Genomic DNA, 16,679 nt, shown 5'->3' with positions numbered 1-16,679 from the left:
AAAATTCTGTTATCGCAGAGGACATATGCACACCAACAAGTTGGCGAATCCCGGCCCTCTCGGCCTGATGGGCTTCGGGATGACCACCGTCTTGCTGAACCTGCACAACGCGGGCTTTTTCCCATTGAACTCTTCCATCATCAGCATGGGGATTTTCTTCGGTGGACTGGCCCAGATTATGGCTGGCCTGCTGGAATACAAGAAAGGCAATACCTTCGGCATGACGGCCTTTATCTCTTACGGCAGCTTCTGGCTGAGCCTGGTCGGGCTGCTGCTGCTGCCACGCCTGGGCCTGGCTGAACCAACCGACGCCAGCGTGCTGGGGATCTATTTAGCACTGTGGGGCGTCTTCACCCTGTTCATGTTCTTCGGCACTCTGCGCGCCAACCGCGTGCTGCAGTTCGTGTTCGGCAGCCTGACGCTGCTGTTCGCCCTGCTGGCCGTCGGTAACATCACCGGCAACCCTGCGCTGCTGAAATTTGCCGGCTACGAAGGCATCATCTGCGGTGCCAGCGCCATCTACCTGGCTATGGCGGAAGTGCTCAACGAGCAGTTTGGCCGTACGGTGCTGCCGATTGGCGAACCCAGCGTCAACAATGTAGAACCTATCCGGGCAGTGGCATAAGCGTCATTGACCTGAAATGAAAAGCCCTGCGGTTGATTGCAGGGCTTTTTTTTAGCTGTAAGAACCGGCGCGTTGCGCCCTGGTTTCGCTGTTCAGATCGCGATGGAGGTAAATCCCCAGCAGCAATCCTATCCCCGACAACGCCAATACGTAGTAAGCGGGTGCTAACGGGGTTAACTTCATGATCAACGTCACAAATATTGGGGTTAAACCCCCAAAAATAGCGTATGCGACATTATATGAGAACGAAATACCGGTAAATCGCACTTCCGCCGGAAAAGCCCGCACCATCACATAGGGTACAGCGCCCACCACGCCCACGCTGAAGCCTACCAGCGCATAGCAGGCGAACAGCATTTCCGGGTGTTCTCCCACCGTCCGATAAAACAGCCAACTGCAGCCGGCCAACAGCAAACTGCCAACGATAAAGGTTTTGCTGGCACCGAAGCGATCCGCCGCCAAACCGGCGGTAATGCAGCCGGCAATCAGCATGATGGTGGCAATACTGTTCGCCTGCAGCGACAGCGCCGGGGCAATGCCAAATTGCTTTTGCAAGTAAGTCGGGGTCATCAGGATCACCACCACGATACCGGCGGACAGCAGCCAGGTCAGCAGCATCGACACCACCACTTCCTTGCGATGGTTAAGCACCACGGATTTCAGCGGCAGCTCCTCCGCCAGGGCTTTGCGCGCCTGCATCTCGATGAAAATTGGCGTTTCCTGCAACCAACGGCGCAGGTACATCGCCACCAGGCCGAAAATGCCGCCCAGCAGGAAAGGAATGCGCCAGCCCCCCTCGGCGATGGTCTGTTGGCTGAGCGTAGTGTTGATCACCGTCGCCACCAACGAGCCCAGCAAGATACCGACCGTCAGACCGGCGGTCAGGGTACCGCAGGCAAAACCAATGCGGCGGCGCGGCACGTGTTCGGCAACAAACACCCAGGCCCCCGGCACTTCACCACCAATCGCGGCCCCCTGCAGCACGCGCATCAGCAGCAGCAAGAGCGGCGCGGCAATACCGATGCTGGCGTAGGTCGGTAACAGGCCCATACCCAGCGTCGGTAGCGCCATCAGCAGAATGCTCAGGCTGAACATCTTCTTACGGCCGACCAAATCGCCGAAGTGTGCCATGACGATGCCGCCCAACGGCCGGGCCAGGTAACCGGCGGCAAAGATACCGAAGGTTTGCACCTGACGCAGCCATTCAGGCATATCCGCCGGGAAGAAGAGTTCGCCCATCACCGCAGCAAAGAAGACGAAAATGATGAAGTCGTAGAACTCCAGCGCTCCGCCCAGGGCAGCTAACGTCAGAGTTTTGTAGTCTTGCCGGTTTAACCGGCGATTATTATCGTGAGGCATAGGGTACCGTCAGAGGAGACTGTTAAAATAAAAGCCAGCGGCTTCTGTAAACGAATCCTTACTATAACGGCAAAATATTTTCACACCAGAACGCTTGGGGCTTATCTCACATAACGCTGAAATTTAGAGGTTTATCTCGCGACGCGCATTCTTCGGCCTAAATGCTGCTACCACTTCGGCCTGAGTTTCCACATAAGGCCCCTCGAGCAACTGAATGCAGTACGGCACGCTGGCGAAGATACCATGCACCACCACCTTGCCCTGTTCGTCCTTGACCCCTTCCAGCGTTTCCTTGATTGACTTCGGTTGTCCCGGCAGGTTGATGATCAGCGCCTGCTTGCGGATCGCCCCCACCTGGCGTGAAAGAATTGCCGTTGGCACATAGTGTAGGCTGATTTGACGCATTTGCTCGCCGAAGCCAGGCATCACGCGATCGGCGATCGCCAGCGTGGCGTCTGGGGTCACGTCACGTCGCGCCGGCCCGGTACCGCCGGTCGTCAGCACCAGATGGCAGCCCATTTCATCCACCAGCTCACACAGGGTTTGCTCGATTAACGTTTGCTCATCGGGGATCAAGCGGGTTTCCAGTTTGAACGGCGTGGCCAGCGCGTCAGTCAACCACGCTTCCAAAGCCGGTATGCCTTTGTCCTGGTAAACGCCGCCGGAAGCGCGGTCAGAAACTGAAACCAAACCAATACGTAATATGTCCATGCGTAACCTCTACAGCCTAATGGGGTTCGAGCGGGTTCGCTTCCCGCCCTGTTATTCATCCCGAGAGTATAAGGTGTCTGCCCGCGCCGGGGATCTGCGGGCATAAAAAAAGGCGGCCTAAGCCACCTTTTTCTGCGCTGACTGCCTGAATTACAGCAGATCGGCGATCATTTTTTCCAGCTTGCCCTGGTCTACGGCAAACTTGCGGATACCGTCGGTCAGTTTCTCAACCGCCATTGGATCCTGGTTGTGCTGCCAGTAGAACTCAGGCTCGGTCAGCGCCGCAGGACGCGCTTTCACTTCGCCGGTGTAAGCCAGTTTACGCTCCAGGGAACCTTCGCTCTCTGCCAGCTCTTTCAGCAGTGTAGGGGCGATGGTCAGACGGTCACAGCCAGCCAGTTCGATGATTTCACCGACGTTACGGAAGCTGGCGCCCATCACCACGGTTTTGTAACCGTGCTCTTTGTAATACTGGTAGATCTCGGTAACGGAAACCACACCTGGATCTTCGTTTGGCGCGAACTCTTTCTTGTCGCCGTTGGCTTTGTACCAGTCGAGGATACGACCAACAAACGGAGAGATCAGGTACACGCCAGCTTCGGCACAGGCACGCGCCTGAGCGAAGGAGAACAGCAGCGTCAGGTTACAGTTGATGCCTTCTTTCTCCAACTGCTCTGCCGCGCGGATGCCCTGCCAGGTAGAAGCCAGTTTGATCAGGATGCGGTCGTTACTGATGCCGGCATCGTTGTACAGCTTGATCAGGCGCTTGGCCTTGGCAACGCTGGCCACGGTATCGTAGGACAGACGTGCGTCCACTTCGGTAGAGATACGGCCAGGAACCAGCTTAAGGATTTCCAGACCGATGTTGACGGCCAGCTTGTCGGCGGCGTCGGCGATCTGCTGTTCGCGATCGCTGCTCTGCTCACGCGCCCAGGCAATGGCTTCGTCAATCAGTTTGCGGTATTCAGGAATTTGGGCTGCATTGAGGATCAGCGAAGGGTTGGTTGTAGCATCTTGCGGTTGATACAGCTTCATTGCCGCGATATCGCCCGTATCTGCAACCACGGTAGTGAGTTGGCGCAGGGAAGTTAATTTATCGGTCATGTTGGCATTATCTCATCGTTTGTGCATGAACTTTTGGCATCGTTCAACCATGCCCTGCCCTGATAATAACATGCGCAAGGCCCGGTGCAAGGCTGGAAAATCGCGGCCCGGCGGCGCTGGTTTTATCCTTGAGCGAGCAACCGTTTACGCTCGTATCTTTCGTCATTCCCGAGCTGAAGAAAAGGCAATAACGTGCTATCGATTGAATAAATTATGTTAAATTCGCGAAAATTGATGCAATAGGGCCAGTAATCTGAGAAAAATCTCAATTGCTCGGAACCCGACTGGTTTCAGCTAAGCTCTTGTAAAAATTCAATCAATATATCTTCACCCGCGGTGGATGCGGCGCGGTACACAAAAAATAACAACAAGGAGGGATCCGTGACGGACCTGATGAATTTTATAAATAATATTTTGTGGGGTTCGGTACTGATTTATTTACTGCTTGGCGCAGGCATTTATTTTACCCTGCGTACCCGCTTCATCCAGGTTCGCCATTTCGGCCACATGTTCTCGGTGCTCAAACACAGCAACAAAAGCGACAGCGCGGGCATCTCCTCTTTTCAAGCTTTATGCACCACCCTCGCCGCACGCGTAGGCACCGGTAATCTGACGGGCGTGGCTATTGCCCTTACCGCAGGCGGCCCCGGGGCCATCTTTTGGATGTGGGTGGTGGCGTTCATCGGCATGGCCACTTCCTTTGTCGAAAGCAGCCTGGCGCAGCTCTACAAAACCAAAGACGATCAGGGTAACTTCCGCGGCGGGCCAGCTTACTATATGGAAAAAGGGCTGGGCATGCGCTGGATGGGCGTGCTGTTCTCCATCTTCCTGATAGTGGCCTTCGGATTAGTGTTCAATGCCGTGCAGGCCAATTCCATTGCCCAGGCCTCCGCCGTTGCCTTCAACGTGAAGCCTCTGTATATCGGTATCGGTCTGGTTGTCCTGAGCGGTCTGGTAATCTTCGGCGGTATCCGCTCGGTTGCCCGCGTGGCTGAATGGGTGGTGCCACTGATGGCTGCGGCTTATCTACTGCTGGCATTCTGGGTGATTGGCCAGAATATCGAGCATATGCCGGCAATCTTGTCGCTGGTGTTCAAGAGCGCCTTCGGGCTGCAGGAAGCGGCGGCAGGTGCCGTCGGCTATGGTATTTCGCAGGCAATGACCCAGGGCGTTCAACGTGGCCTGTTTTCCAACGAGGCCGGTATGGGTTCCGCGCCCAACGCGGCGGCTTCCGCCTCCCCTTACCCACCGCACCCTGCGTCTCAGGGCTACGTGCAGATGCTCGGTGTCTTTATCGATACCATCGTGATTTGCAGCGCGACCGCCGCGATTATTCTGTCGTCCGGCGTACTGGATCAGCCGGTAGCCAATGTCAGCGGTATCGACATGACTCAGCGAGCCTTGTCCGCCGCCGTCGGCAGTTGGGGATCTCCCTTTGTTGCCATTGCCATTTTCTTTTTCGCCTTTACCTCGATCATCGCCAACTATGCCTACGCCGAAAGTAATCTGGTGTTCCTCGAGCGCAACCACCCGGCCGGCCTGCTGGTTTTCCGCTGCGCCGCACTGGGCATGGTGATGTTTGGTGCGCTGGCTGAATTGCCGGTTGTCTGGAAAATGGCTGACACCTCAATGGCGTTAATGGCCATCACCAACCTGACGGCGATCCTGCTACTGTCAAAAGTGGCGCTGAAACTGGCCAACGATTACCACCGCCAGCGTACGCTGGGCAAATTGCCGACTTTCGACGCCAACCGCTTCCCTGAACTGAAATCTCAGTTGGAACCCGGCGTATGGGATAAAAACTGAGTTTTTACGGGCGCGTCTGGAACGCGCCCTGCCTATCAGACCCATTGACCCTTTTTCCCGCGCTTTTTGCTACAGTACCCCTTCTTGGATAAACAGGATCTGGCCATGCTCGTTATTATTTCACCTGCAAAAACCCTTGATTACGAAAGCCCATTGGCGACAGAACGCTTCACTCAGCCGGAACTGCTGGACAAATCTAAGCAGCTGATCAAAATCTGCCGCGAGCTGACGCCGGTACAAATCTCCAAACTGATGGGCATCAGCGACAAACTGGCCGGGTTGAACGCCGCTCGCTTTGGCGACTGGCAGCCAAAGTTCACCCCAGACAATGCTCGCCAGGCCCTGCTGGCTTTCAAAGGCGACGTCTATACCGGTTTGCACGCACAGGACTTCAGCGAGGGCGATTTTGACTTTGCCCAGCAGCATCTGCGCATGCTGTCCGGGTTGTACGGCGTGCTGCGCCCGCTCGATCTGATGATGCCTTACCGTCTGGAGATGGGTATCAAACTGGAGAACGCCAAGGGCAAGGATTTGTACAGCTTCTGGGGCGAGCAGATCACCAAAAAGCTTAACGAAGCGCTGGAGCAACAGGGCGACGACGTGGTGGTCAACCTGGCTTCCGACGAATACTTCAAATCGGTGAAGCCGGCCAAACTGCACGGCACGCTGATTAAACCGGTGTTCCTCGACGAAAAGAACGGCAAATACAAAGTGATCAGCTTCTACGCCAAGAAGGCGCGTGGATTGATGAGCCGCTATATCATCAAGAATCGCCTGACGCAGCGCGAACAACTGCTTGGTTTCAACCTGGAAGGTTACGCCTTCGATGAAGCCGACTCCAAAGGCAACGAACTGGTGTTCAAACGCCCCGAGCAGTAATCCGCCACGCCCATAAAAAAAGCCGTCGCAATGACGGCTTTTCGCTTTATGCCTCCAGCGGGATCAGGCAGGCAAGGCCATCAGGAACTTACGCAGTTCGCCAAAGCTGGCCGGCAGATTGTGGGACAACAGCGGCAAATCGGCGCGCAGCGCCAGCGCCTTGGGCAGTGGCAGCTCCTGACCGAGAATTTCCTCTACGCTCTCTTTGAACTTGGCCGGATGCGCAGTACCGAGGAACAAGCCAAACTCCCCTTCCTTCAATTGGTCACGCAACGCGCGATAAGCGATTGCCGCATGCGGCTCAGAAAGGTAGCCCAGTTGCGCCAGCTCACGCATGCTGTCCTTGGTGGTTTCGTCACTCACCGTTGCGTGCCCCAGTTCTTTCAACTGCCAGATCTTGCGACGGAACAGCTCTTCTACGCGCGGCCAGTTATTCGGCTGGCTGACGTCCATCGCATTCGAAAGCGTAGCCACCGTGGCGTGTGGCTGCCACTGACCATTCGTCAGGAAGCGCGGCACAGTATCGTTGGCATTGGTCGCGGCGATAAAACGCTTCACCGGCAGGCCCAGCGATTTGGCCAACAAGCCGGCGGTCAGATCGCCGAAGTTACCGCTGGGTACCGAAATCACCAGTTGATTACGTGCTTCCTGCGGCAGTTGCGCTACCGCTTCGAAGTAGTAGCAAATCTGCGCCAGCAGGCGGCTGATATTGATCGAGTTGGCCGAGTTCAGGTGCAGCGCTTCTTTCAGCTCCTGATCGTCAAACGCCTGCTTGACCAGGGCCTGGCAAGCATCGAAGTCGCCATCAATCGCCACGGTGTGAATGTTGCCGCCCAGGGTGCAGAACAGTTTTTCCTGCAACGGGCTGATTTTGCCCTGCGGGTAAAGGATCACCACGCGAACATTCTTCAGGCCGTAGAAAGCATGTGCCACCGCCGCGCCGGTATCGCCGGAAGTCGCCGTCAGGATAGTCACCGGCTGATCGCCTGCCACTTCCGCCAGCATTTGCGCCATAAAGCGGCCGCCGAAGTCTTTGAACGCCAGCGTCGGGCCGTGGAACAGCTCCAGGCACGCGATGTCGTCTTCCACTTGCGCCACCGGTGCCGGGAATTCAAAGGCCGCCGCTACGCGCTTATGCAGAGCTTCTTCGGAAACTTCGTCGCCAATAAACGCCGACAGGATGCGGCTGCTGCGGGTGACAAAATCCTGCTCCAGCAGATGATCGATTTCGGTCAATTCAAATTCCGGCAGTTCCAGCGGGAAAAACAGCCCTTGCTGTTTGCCCAGGCCTTGTTTGATCGCCTGCGCGAAGCTGACCTGCTCGTTGTGATCCTTAAGGTTGTACAGTTTCATGCGTTATCCCAGTAGTCGTGCGCCTGCGGTATCCAGACGGCAAATATGAACAAAACCTTCGTCGTTTTGCAGATAGTGATTAGTCAGCCAATCGGCCATGCGTTGAGCCGTAGCGCCATCATCACAGACGGCGAACAGCGTCGGGCCGGAGCCGGAAATACCGCAAGCCAGCGCACCTATATCCTGCGCAGCTTTACGCGCATCGGCAAAGCCCGGCAGCAGGCGGGTGCGGTACGGCTCGGCAATCACGTCCTGCATCAGTTTGGCGGCCAAACGCGGCTGCTGGGTGTGGCAGGCATGAATAAAGCCCGCCAGATAGCGACCGTGACTGACACAGTCCTGACGACGATACTGCGCGGGTAAAATCGCGCGCGCTTCGGCGGTGGACACCTTGATGCCCGGATAGGCCATCACCCACAGCCAGTCTTTAAAGCATGGCACTTCCTGGCTGATGAAGCCTTCTTCTTCCAGCATCAGTTGCAAGCCGCCAAGGTAGCAAGGCGCCACGTTGTCGTAATGCACGCTGCCGGAGATGCGGCCTTCCAGCTCGCCCATCAGGCTCAGCAGGGTCATTTTATCCAGCGGACGGTTGCAGAATTCGTTCATCGCCATCAGCCCGGCAACCACCGAGCAGGCGCTGGAACCCAAGCCTGAACCGATCGGCATGTTTTTCTCCAGCCGCATCGCCACCGGGATCTCACGGCCGATCTCCTGACAGAAACGCTGCCAGCACTGATAAACGATATTCTCTTTTGGATCGTCCGGCAGTTTGCTGACAAAGCGACCGGCGTTCTGCAGGCTGAACGTGGCGGCAGCCTCGACGCTGACGCAGTCGCCCAGCAAGGTACCGTCGATCGGTGACACCGCTGCACCCAGAACGTCAAAGCCGACGCTTACGTTGCCAATTGAGGCCGGCGCATACACCTTAACCATATTAAACTCCCAACTTCCATGACAGTGTGCGCAACAGATCGGCGAAGACCCCTGCTGCAGTCACATCGTTACCGGCACCGTAGCCACGCAGTACCAACGGCAACGGCTGATAGTAACGGCTGTAGAAAGCCAAGGCGTTCTCGCCGTTCTTCACTTTATACAACGGATCGTTGCCATCTACCGCATCTATGCGAACCTGACAGCGGCCATTTTCAATGACGCCGACGTAGCGCAGCACCTTGCCCTGCTCAGCGGCGTTGGCCACATTGCGAGCATACTCTTTATCCAGTTCCGGCAGGCGCGCCATAAAGGTTTCCAAATCCCCGGAGGCGTCAAAGGAAGGCGGCAGCGCCGACTCGACCTCAATATCTTCCAGTTCCAGCTTGTACCCCGCTTCACGGGCCAGGATCAGCAGCTTGCGGGCCACGTCCATACCGGAAAGGTCGTCACGTGGATCCGGCTCGGTATATCCTTTGGCCTTGGCCTCCAGGGTCGCCGCCGACAGCGACATGCCCTCGTCCAGTTTGCCGAAAATAAACGACAGCGAACCGGACAGGATGCCGGAGAAACGCGTCAGCTCATCACCGGCGTTCAGCAGGTTTTGCAGGTTTTCGATCACCGGCAAGCCCGCGCCGACGTTGGTGTCGTACAGGAACTTGCGGCGCGAACCGGCAGCGGCGGTGCGCAACTGTTGGTAGTAGTTCATCGACGAGGTGTTGGCCTTTTTGTTCGGCGTCACCACGTGGAATCCGTCGGCCAGGAAGTCCGCGTATTGATCGGCAACGGCCTGGCTGGAGGTGCAGTCGACAATCACCGGGTTCAGCAGGTGGTACTCCTTCACCAAACGAATCAAACGCCCCAGGTTGAACGGCTCTTGCGCGCCGGCCAGCTCATCACGCCAGCTTTCAAGCTGAATGCCGTGAATGTTGGTCAACATGGCACGCGAATTGGCAATGCCGCACACCCGCAGATCGATATGCTTTTGTTTCAGCCAAGGTTGCTGACGGTAAATCTGCTCGATCAACGCGCCGCCCACGCCACCAACGCCGATGACAAACACTTCAATCACCTGATCGGTATTGAACAACATCTGATGGCAAACGCGCACCCCGGTGGTCGCGGAATCATTGCTGACCACCACCGAGATGGAGCGTTCAGAAGAGCCCTGAGCAATAGCGACAATGTTGATATTGGCGCGAGCCAGCGCAGAGAAGAAGCTGGCCGAAATGCCGCGCAGGGTACGCATGCCGTCGCCGACCACCGAGATGATCGCCAACTGTTCCATTACGTCCAGCGGCTCCAGCAGGCCGTCTTTCAATTCAAGATAGAACTCGTCTTCCAGCGCCCGACGCGCACGTTGCAGTTCGCTCTGCGGCACGCAGAAACTGATACTGTATTCGGATGACGACTGGGTGATCAGCACCACAGAGATGCCGGCGCGCGACATTACGGCAAACACCCGCGCCGCCATGCCGACCATGCCTTTCATCCCCGGACCGGAGACGTTGATCATCGCCATATTGTTCAGGTTAGTGATGCCCTTCACCGGCGTACCAGAATCCAGATTTTCGCCGCCAATCAGCGTGCCTGGCGCCTGTGGATTAGCGGTGTTTTTGATCAGGCAGGGGATTTGGAACTGGGCGATGGGGGCAATGGTGCGGGGGTGGAGAACGCTGGCGCCGAAGTAGGAAAGCTCCATGGCTTCCTGGTACGACATCGATTTCAACAGCCTGGCATCCGGCACGGTGCGTGGGTCACAGGTATAAACGCCGTCAACGTCGGTCCAGATCTCGCAACAGTCGGCGCGCAAACAGGCAGCCAGCACCGCGGCAGAGTAGTCGGAACCGTTACGGCCCAGCACCACCAATTCGCCCTTGTCGTTGCCGGCGGTGAAACCGGCCATCAGCACAATGTGATCCGCCGGGATGGCCGATGCGGCGATACGCAATGTGGATTCTGCGATATCTACCGTGGACTCCAGGTAATGCCCCTGTGCCAGTAGCTTTTCAACCGGGTTAATCACCGTGACCGGGAAACCTTTGGCGCGAAACACCCCTTCCATGATGGCGATGGAGAGCTTCTCGCCGCGGCAGATAATGGCCGCATTCACGCTGTCCGGGCACTGTCCAAGCAACGCAACGCCATGCAGCACCTGCTTGAGCTGGGCGAACTCCTGATCGACAAACGTCTTGAGGCGATCGTACTCAAAGCCGGGCAACGCCTGCGCCAGCCCGCTCAGCAGGTCGGCGAAGATGCGCTCTGCATCGCTCATATTTGGCAGAATGTCTTGCCCCGCTACCGTTTTTTCAATCATTGCCACCAGGTGGTTAGTGATTTTAGCCGGAGCGGACAAGACCGTGGCCACCTGTCCCTGACGTGCATTACTTTCCATGATGTCGGCAACGCGCAGAAAACGTTCTGCATTCGCTACCGAGGTTCCGCCAAATTTCAGCACTCGCATTTCTTGTCTCTCCCGAATTTAAGCCGAAAAAAAAGCCCGCACTGGTTAGGTGCGGGCTTTTTTCTTTTGTTTCCTGTACGCGTCAGCCCGCCCCGTTACCTGTGGTATCGGTGGTGGTAATAATTGTTGTGTTCAGGCTGATGTTTCGCATTTTGTCTGTCTGTCTCATTAAATACTCTGTCCCCTCTATTGGTTAAAGCAATCGCTATCCCAAGTCAAATTATTTCTTGTTTTTGCTTATTTATCGTCCAGCAGGCTAACCGGGCGATGCGAGAGATGAAAAGCCAGATGACAGAACAAAAAGACAGGCAGGCGGCAAATTTGCAGTGGATCACACTGCAAAATTAGCCATGTTTACGGGTATCACTTTGTCAGTTTTTTTTCGATATCGTGCAACAAAGTATGCAGCATCGCCGTGTCCCGCTGTTGCAGAACACCAAGGCGTTGATGCAGCCAGTCGCGCAATTTTTGATCGTCGCTGACCTCCAGCGCCGCCAGTAATCCCTCGGCGCGCTGACGTAATGCCTTGAGTTGCCCCTCGTTGGCTACCGGCTCTTGTGGCGCACTGACGTTCATCAGCTCTGACAGTTGATAACAGTACACCATCACCGCCTGACCGAGATTGAGCGAAGGGTAATCCGCCTGCATAGGTACGCCGGTCAGCAAATCCGCCAGTTCCAGCTCCTCATTGGTCAGGCCGGAATCTTCACGGCCAAACACCAGCGCCGCCTGGTTCACCCACTGGCTGCGCTCACTCAGTTGGCCCAACAGTTGCTGCGGCGTACAGTAATAATGAAAACGTGCCCGGCTGCGGGCCGTGGTGGCCACGGTGAAATCTACGTCCGCCAGTGCCTGTTCCAGAGTGGCAAAAGTTTGCACGCCGTCGAGGATGTCTCCCGCCCCGTGAGCAACCCAACGCGCCGCCGGCTGCAGGTGCGCTTCGCTGTCGACAATGCGCAACGAAGTAAAGCCCATGGTTTTCATTGCCCGCGCCGCAGCGCCGACGTTTTCCGGCCGTGCCGGAGCCACTAAAACAATATGCAGCTGCATCAATACTCCACTGAATAAGGGATCGCAGGTTTTTGACTGTTCAGGATACTCTGATTATATTTACAAGTGTGCAACAATAATCCCGCGCACCGCGATAGACAGGGGTAAATGCGCTATTGGCCTTATAAATGGCACGGAATACATATTATTACTTCTTATGATTTACTACTCTTATTAATCAAGGTGTTAATATAACTGCTTTATCAATAAGCCGTTAATTCTACCTCATTAGGCACAACAATGCTGAATCGTACACAGAATTTATGGTTCTGTGACTTAAGCTGGCATTTCTGTAAGTGTTTTTCACAAAACTGTTAACGTGCTACAATTGAATTTGATATATGTCAACAAAGCTTAGTTTTGTTGGGTGATGAATTCGGTACGCACTGTTATATTGCTGTTAATAGGGTTAGGATATGCGCCGTTTTGGCACCTTTGGGGATGTAAGGAATAGCACCCCCACCAAGCTAGCGATCTTGTTGACATGAGATGGAAAGTGCATCAAGAACGAGTTTACGTACTGTAGTCATTTGGTAAGAGGGAACGTGAGCGCTAATCTCTGCCCTCCGCTAAGAAAACAAAGACTTCTGTACTTCCTATTTTCTATTTTGTTGGCAATTTTAGGTAGCAAATATGCAGACCCCGCACATTCTGATTGTCGAAGACGAGTTAGTCACTCGTAACACCCTGAAGAGCATTTTCGAGGCGGAAGGCTACGTTGTTCATGAAGCCAATGATGGTGCAGAGATGCACAACATCCTGTCTGAAAATGATATCAATCTGGTTATCATGGACATCAATCTGCCAGGCAAAAATGGCCTGCTGCTGGCGCGTGAACTGCGCGAACAGGCCAGCGTTGCGCTGATGTTCCTGACCGGCCGTGATAACGAAGTTGATAAGATCCTCGGATTGGAAATCGGCGCTGATGACTATATCACCAAGCCATTTAATCCACGTGAACTGACCATTCGCGCGCGCAACCTGCTGTCCCGCACCATGAACCTGGGCAGCGTCGGCGAAGAACGCCGTCTGGTTGAAAGCTATAAGTTCAACGGTTGGGAGCTGGACATCAACAGCCGCTCACTGATCAGCCCAGCGGGCGAGCAATACAAATTGCCGCGCAGTGAATTCCGCGCCATGCTGCACTTCTGCGAAAACCCGGGCAAGATCCAATCCCGTGGCGAACTGCTGAAGAAGATGACCGGTCGCGAGCTGAAACCGCATGACCGCACCGTGGACGTGACCATTCGTCGCATCCGCAAGCACTTCGAATCCACGCCGGACACGCCTGAAATCATCGCTACCATTCACGGTGAAGGCTACCGTTTCTGCGGCGATCTGGAAGAGTAAGTCTCGCGTTAAAATAGTTGGGGTTCAGTTGAACCCCAAGTCTCTTATTTTGCCTCACCCCAAGGGATGATCGGCACCGCGCTCAGCGCGTTCTTCGGCGAACCATCCACCACACGATCTGAGTAGCTCAGATAAATCAACGCATTACGAGCTGAATCGTAGAAGCGTACCACCTGCAGCTTCTTGAACACCAGCGACGTTCGTTTCTGGAACACCACCGTCCCTTCTGCCTTGCCGTTTTTGATTTTATCGTTCAGCGCAATCGGCCCGACCTGCTGGCAAGAAATGGCCGCATCCGCAGTATCCTCCGCCAATCCCAGCCCACCTTTAATGCCACCGGTTTTGGCTCGGCTGATATAACAAGTTACATTTTTAACATCAGGATCGTCGAATGCTTCCACCACGATTTTGTGGTCCGGACCGAAGAGTTTGAATACCGTATCCACCGACCCAACCTGTTCTGCCTGCGCGCTGTTTACCGTTGCGCAAACTAAACCAAACAAAAATATCCATCCTTTTTTCATTCACTTAACTCCAATAACCTGGGCGCTGAAAATAGCCGCAGGCAATTAATATTGTTTATGTTTCAGGTCACAGAATAGGGGTTTTTCCGGTCTGCACCGGTCTTTTTAGCACAGAGCGTGAAAAAAATCTTTGAGAGTCTCAGAGGAAAAAAATTGCTATTATGCGGCGTCGTTATTTCTTTGCGCCCTTTAAGGTGTGCCCCTGTCCAACTCCCGCACAACCCGCTGCGAGAGGCAAAGAGTGCTACGCAAAATGGCTCATGGATTGGTCTGATAGCGCAAGCACCAGCGTGACGAATAAACAGTTCGGGTCCCGACCCTAAAGCTCTACGAGGAAGATCTATGGATCAAGCCGGTATCATTCGTGATCTGCTTAGCTGGCTGGAAAGCCATTTGGACCAACCCTTGTCGCTGGACAACGTGGCGGCAAAAGCGGGTTACTCAAAATGGCATCTACAACGGATGTTCAAAGATATTACCGGTAACGCCATCGGCGCTTATATCCGGGCAAGGAGATTATCCAAGGCTGCGGTGGCGCTGCGTTTAACCAGCCGCCCTATTCTGGATATCGCCTTACAGTATCGCTTCGACTCGCAGCAGACATTCACTCGCGCATTTAAAAAACAGTTTGCGCAAACGCCGGCGTTGTATCGTCGCGCCGAAGACTGGAGCGCATTCGGCATCTGTCCGCCAATTCGCCTGGGCGCCTTTACCCTGCCGCAGCCAGAGTTTGTCACACTACCGGAACTGCACCTGATTGGCCTGACGCAAAGCTATTCGTGCACGCTGGAGCAAATTTCAAACTTCCGTACCGAGCTGCGGTCGCAGTTCTGGCGCCAGTACCTGGGCGAAGCGGAAACGCTGCCGCCGGTGCTGTATGGTCTGCACCATTCGCGTCCAAGCCAGGAAAAGGATGACGAGCAGGAAGTGCTGTACACCACGGCGCTGGAACCGCATCACGTTCCGAAGGAAATTCAGGCTGGGCAGCCGCTGACGCTGCAGGGTGGCGAGTATGCGATGTTCAGTTATGAAGGCCCGGCCTCCGGCTTACAGGACTTTATTCTGACGCTGTACGGCACTTGTCTGCCGGCACTCAAACTCACGCGCCGCAAAGGGCACGACATTGAGCGCTTTTATCCCAAGGGTGACCGTCGGCCACCCCAACCGCCGACCGAGATCAACTGCGACTATTTGATCCCGATCCGCCGTTAACGTTGCAGTTCGTCGAGTGCGGGCATGTCCAGATGCGTGATATCGCCCGCCGTTTCGACAATCCAGCCGGAAGCCAGCCAAGGGCTCTGCTGATAGTCGACACGCGACAGCGAACAGTTGCGCAAACGCAGGCGACGTTCGGCATAGGCCGGTAACCCGAGCACGGTGCTGATCAAACAGCCCAACGCGATACCGTGGCTCACGATCAGCGGTTTGCTCCCCTCCGGCAGCATCAGGCAGCTTTCCAGCGCCTCGCGCATCCGCCCACCCAGCTCCCTCATGGATTCACCTTGAGGGATACGGCCGTCAGCAGTACCATCGACCATCTGCTTGCGCCACTGCTCTTCCTGCGGCGTCAGGCTGTCGATCAGGCGTTCTTCCAGAACCCCCATGTGTAACTCGCGCAAACGTGGATCGTTTATCACCTCGCAACCGCAAGCTTCTGCGATGATTTGCGCGGTGCGTCGGGTACGCCCCAAATCGCTGGTAATCACGTGCGTGATGCCGAGCTTGCTGACGCGTTGGGCAACCAGATGAGCCTGATGTTCACCGTGGGCGGTTAACGGGCTGTCGGACTGACCCTGGATACGGCGAGCCGCATTCCATTCCGTTTCGCCGTGGCGAACGAGGTATACCTGTAACATTTTGCTTTTCCGTTATACTGCGTGAAACCTGAGTTTATCTTCGTCACAGGCCGCTTGCGCAAGCGTCTGACGTATTGAATAGGCTCTTAGCTTAAGGATGCTAAACCCGTTATGTATCATGTTGTCGCTGCAACTACCAACCCGGCAAAGATTAAGGCTATTCAGTTGGCCTTTGAGGACACCTTTGGCGTAGACCAATGCCGCATTGAATCGGTCGACGTCGCCAGTGGTGTCTCACTGCAACCCATCGGCAATCTCGAAACCCGTACCGGTGCACGCCAGCGCGTCATGGAAGCACGCCAGGTACGCCCGGAGGCCGACTTTTGGGTCGGCGTGGAAGCGGGTATCGAAGAGAATATGACCTTCGCCTGGATGACGGTGGAAAACCCGTACACCCGGGGCGAATCGCGTTCAGCCAGTCTGATGCTGCCGGAGACGATTTTACAGGGAATTCGCGCCGGCCGCGAATTGGGGACGGAAATGGCGACCATCACCGGCAATGCCGAAGTGAAGCGCCAGGGCGGCGCTATCGGTATCTTCACCGATGGGCGGTTGAGCCGCACCAGCGTTTACCATCAGGCTCTGCTGTTGGCGCTAGTGCCCTTCCACAACCCGATCTACCAAAACCATAACAACGCGCCGCAAAAATAAGCGCATACGGGCGTGGC

The 16,679-nt window shown here is 55.5% G+C and carries 16 protein-coding genes and 1 other annotated feature; of the genes, 6 read left to right on the top strand and 10 right to left on the bottom strand.

Annotated features, from left to right (window positions below; all coding sequences use genetic code 11):
- The first annotated feature begins 25 nt into the window (after positions 1–25).
- Positions 26–625 (top strand): acetate uptake transporter, encoded by a 600-nt coding sequence (gene satP, locus AAZT04_RS19725; protein WP_041415204.1) that lies wholly within the window; start codon positions 26–28, stop codon positions 623–625.
- Positions 626–676: 51 nt separating this feature from the next.
- Here satP and AAZT04_RS19720 read toward each other — a convergent pair whose 3' ends face one another.
- The 3 genes from AAZT04_RS19720 to tal all read right to left on the bottom strand — a co-directional run bounded on the left by AAZT04_RS19720 (position 677) and on the right by tal (position 3,799).
- Positions 677–1,984 (bottom strand): MFS transporter, encoded by a 1,308-nt coding sequence (locus AAZT04_RS19720; protein WP_020825145.1) that lies wholly within the window; start codon positions 1,982–1,984, stop codon positions 677–679.
- Between the two features lie 123 nt (positions 1,985–2,107).
- Positions 2,108–2,695, bottom strand: a complete 588-nt coding sequence (gene mog / locus AAZT04_RS19715; RefSeq protein WP_020825144.1) for a molybdopterin adenylyltransferase — start codon at positions 2,693–2,695, stop codon at positions 2,108–2,110.
- A 150-nt stretch (positions 2,696–2,845) separates the two neighbouring features.
- Positions 2,846–3,799, bottom strand: coding sequence for a transaldolase (gene tal, locus AAZT04_RS19710; protein WP_371078730.1), 954 nt, complete (start codon positions 3,797–3,799; stop codon positions 2,846–2,848).
- Between the two features lie 381 nt (positions 3,800–4,180).
- Between tal and AAZT04_RS19705 the strand changes: the two genes are divergently transcribed.
- Positions 4,181–5,605, top strand: a complete 1,425-nt coding sequence (locus AAZT04_RS19705; protein WP_258090159.1) for an alanine/glycine:cation symporter family protein — start codon at positions 4,181–4,183, stop codon at positions 5,603–5,605.
- A gap of 105 nt (positions 5,606–5,710) precedes the next feature.
- Positions 5,711–6,484, top strand: coding sequence for a peroxide stress protein YaaA (yaaA, locus tag AAZT04_RS19700; protein ID WP_020825141.1), 774 nt, complete (start codon positions 5,711–5,713; stop codon positions 6,482–6,484).
- Positions 6,485–6,547: 63 nt separating this feature from the next.
- Here the strand turns inward: yaaA and thrC are convergent, their stop codons facing one another.
- The 5 genes from thrC to AAZT04_RS19675 form a co-directional block, all read right to left on the bottom strand.
- Positions 6,548–7,837 carry a threonine synthase gene (thrC, locus tag AAZT04_RS19695; RefSeq protein WP_020825140.1) on the bottom strand — a complete coding sequence of 430 codons (1,290 nt, stop codon included), beginning with the start codon at positions 7,835–7,837 and terminating at the stop codon, positions 6,548–6,550.
- 3 nt (positions 7,838–7,840) lie between these two features.
- On the bottom strand, positions 7,841–8,770 hold the full coding sequence (gene thrB / locus AAZT04_RS19690; RefSeq protein ID WP_020825139.1) for a homoserine kinase: 930 nt from the start codon (positions 8,768–8,770) through the stop codon (positions 7,841–7,843).
- Between the two features lies 1 nt (position 8,771).
- On the bottom strand, positions 8,772–11,231 hold the full coding sequence (thrA, locus tag AAZT04_RS19685; protein WP_401527509.1) for a bifunctional aspartate kinase/homoserine dehydrogenase I: 2,460 nt from the start codon (positions 11,229–11,231) through the stop codon (positions 8,772–8,774).
- Positions 11,232–11,256: 25 nt separating this feature from the next.
- Positions 11,257–11,375, bottom strand: a sequence feature (Thr leader region).
- Positions 11,314–11,382, bottom strand: a complete 69-nt coding sequence (gene thrL, locus AAZT04_RS19680; protein WP_071998276.1) for a thr operon leader peptide — start codon at positions 11,380–11,382, stop codon at positions 11,314–11,316. It overlaps the preceding feature by 62 nt.
- 212 nt (positions 11,383–11,594) lie before the next feature.
- Positions 11,595–12,281: a tRNA/rRNA methyltransferase gene (locus tag AAZT04_RS19675; RefSeq protein WP_020825137.1), complete on the bottom strand. Its 687-nt coding sequence runs from the start codon at positions 12,279–12,281 to the stop codon at positions 11,595–11,597.
- Between the two features lie 633 nt (positions 12,282–12,914).
- On the opposite strand from AAZT04_RS19675, the gene arcA reads away from it, so the two are divergent.
- Positions 12,915–13,631, top strand: a complete 717-nt coding sequence (arcA, locus tag AAZT04_RS19670; RefSeq protein ID WP_004949989.1) for a two-component system response regulator ArcA — start codon at positions 12,915–12,917, stop codon at positions 13,629–13,631.
- 44 nt (positions 13,632–13,675) lie between these two features.
- On the opposite strand, the gene creA is transcribed toward arcA, so the two are convergent.
- A complete protein-coding gene (creA, locus tag AAZT04_RS19665) occupies positions 13,676–14,155 on the bottom strand; it encodes a protein CreA (protein ID WP_020825136.1) in 480 nt (159 codons plus the stop codon).
- A 342-nt stretch (positions 14,156–14,497) separates the two neighbouring features.
- Between creA and robA the strand changes: the two genes are divergently transcribed.
- Complete coding sequence (robA, locus tag AAZT04_RS19660) at positions 14,498–15,367, top strand: MDR efflux pump AcrAB transcriptional activator RobA (RefSeq protein WP_020825135.1); 870 nt, start codon at positions 14,498–14,500, stop codon at positions 15,365–15,367.
- Here robA and gpmB read toward each other — a convergent pair.
- On the bottom strand, positions 15,364–16,011 hold the full coding sequence (gpmB, locus tag AAZT04_RS19655) for a 2,3-diphosphoglycerate-dependent phosphoglycerate mutase GpmB (RefSeq protein WP_434681435.1): 648 nt from the start codon (positions 16,009–16,011) through the stop codon (positions 15,364–15,366). The two genes, robA and gpmB, sit on opposite strands and share 4 nt — an antisense overlap.
- 111 nt (positions 16,012–16,122) lie before the next feature.
- Here gpmB and yjjX point away from each other — a divergent pair, with 111 nt between their 5' ends.
- Entirely contained in the window at positions 16,123–16,662 is a 540-nt protein-coding gene (gene yjjX, locus AAZT04_RS19650; RefSeq protein ID WP_020825133.1) for an inosine/xanthosine triphosphatase, read from the top strand.
- Positions 16,663–16,679 lie beyond the last annotated feature (17 nt).

Origin of the sequence: Serratia sp. Je.1.23.a (assembly GCF_051129805.1) — a bacterium.
GTDB lineage: Bacteria > Pseudomonadota > Gammaproteobacteria > Enterobacterales > Enterobacteriaceae > Serratia > Serratia liquefaciens.
The sequence above is the reverse complement of the archived record's forward strand: the minus strand, read 5'-3'. Positions and strand labels throughout refer to the sequence as shown.

Excerpts from the sequence above, each read along its gene's own strand:
- satP (WP_041415204.1), top strand. The coding sequence starts at position 26 with ATGCACACCAACAAGTTGGCGAATCCCGGCCCTCTCGGCCTGATGGGC.
- AAZT04_RS19720 (WP_020825145.1), bottom strand. The coding sequence starts at position 1,984 with ATGCCTCACGATAATAATCGCCGGTTAAACCGGCAAGACTACAAAACT.
- mog (WP_020825144.1), bottom strand. The coding sequence starts at position 2,695 with ATGGACATATTACGTATTGGTTTGGTTTCAGTTTCTGACCGCGCTTCC.
- tal (WP_371078730.1), bottom strand. The coding sequence starts at position 3,799 with ATGACCGATAAATTAACTTCCCTGCGCCAACTCACTACCGTGGTTGCA.
- yaaA (WP_020825141.1), top strand. The coding sequence starts at position 5,711 with ATGCTCGTTATTATTTCACCTGCAAAAACCCTTGATTACGAAAGCCCA.
- thrC (WP_020825140.1), bottom strand. The coding sequence starts at position 7,837 with ATGAAACTGTACAACCTTAAGGATCACAACGAGCAGGTCAGCTTCGCG.
- thrB (WP_020825139.1), bottom strand. The coding sequence starts at position 8,770 with ATGGTTAAGGTGTATGCGCCGGCCTCAATTGGCAACGTAAGCGTCGGC.
- thrA (WP_401527509.1), bottom strand. The coding sequence starts at position 11,231 with ATGCGAGTGCTGAAATTTGGCGGAACCTCGGTAGCGAATGCAGAACGT.
- AAZT04_RS19675 (WP_020825137.1), bottom strand. The coding sequence starts at position 12,281 with ATGCAGCTGCATATTGTTTTAGTGGCTCCGGCACGGCCGGAAAACGTC.
- arcA (WP_004949989.1), top strand. The coding sequence starts at position 12,915 with ATGCAGACCCCGCACATTCTGATTGTCGAAGACGAGTTAGTCACTCGT.
- creA (WP_020825136.1), bottom strand. The coding sequence starts at position 14,155 with ATGAAAAAAGGATGGATATTTTTGTTTGGTTTAGTTTGCGCAACGGTA.
- robA (WP_020825135.1), top strand. The coding sequence starts at position 14,498 with ATGGATCAAGCCGGTATCATTCGTGATCTGCTTAGCTGGCTGGAAAGC.
- gpmB (WP_434681435.1), bottom strand. The coding sequence starts at position 16,011 with ATGTTACAGGTATACCTCGTTCGCCACGGCGAAACGGAATGGAATGCG.
- yjjX (WP_020825133.1), top strand. The coding sequence starts at position 16,123 with ATGTATCATGTTGTCGCTGCAACTACCAACCCGGCAAAGATTAAGGCT.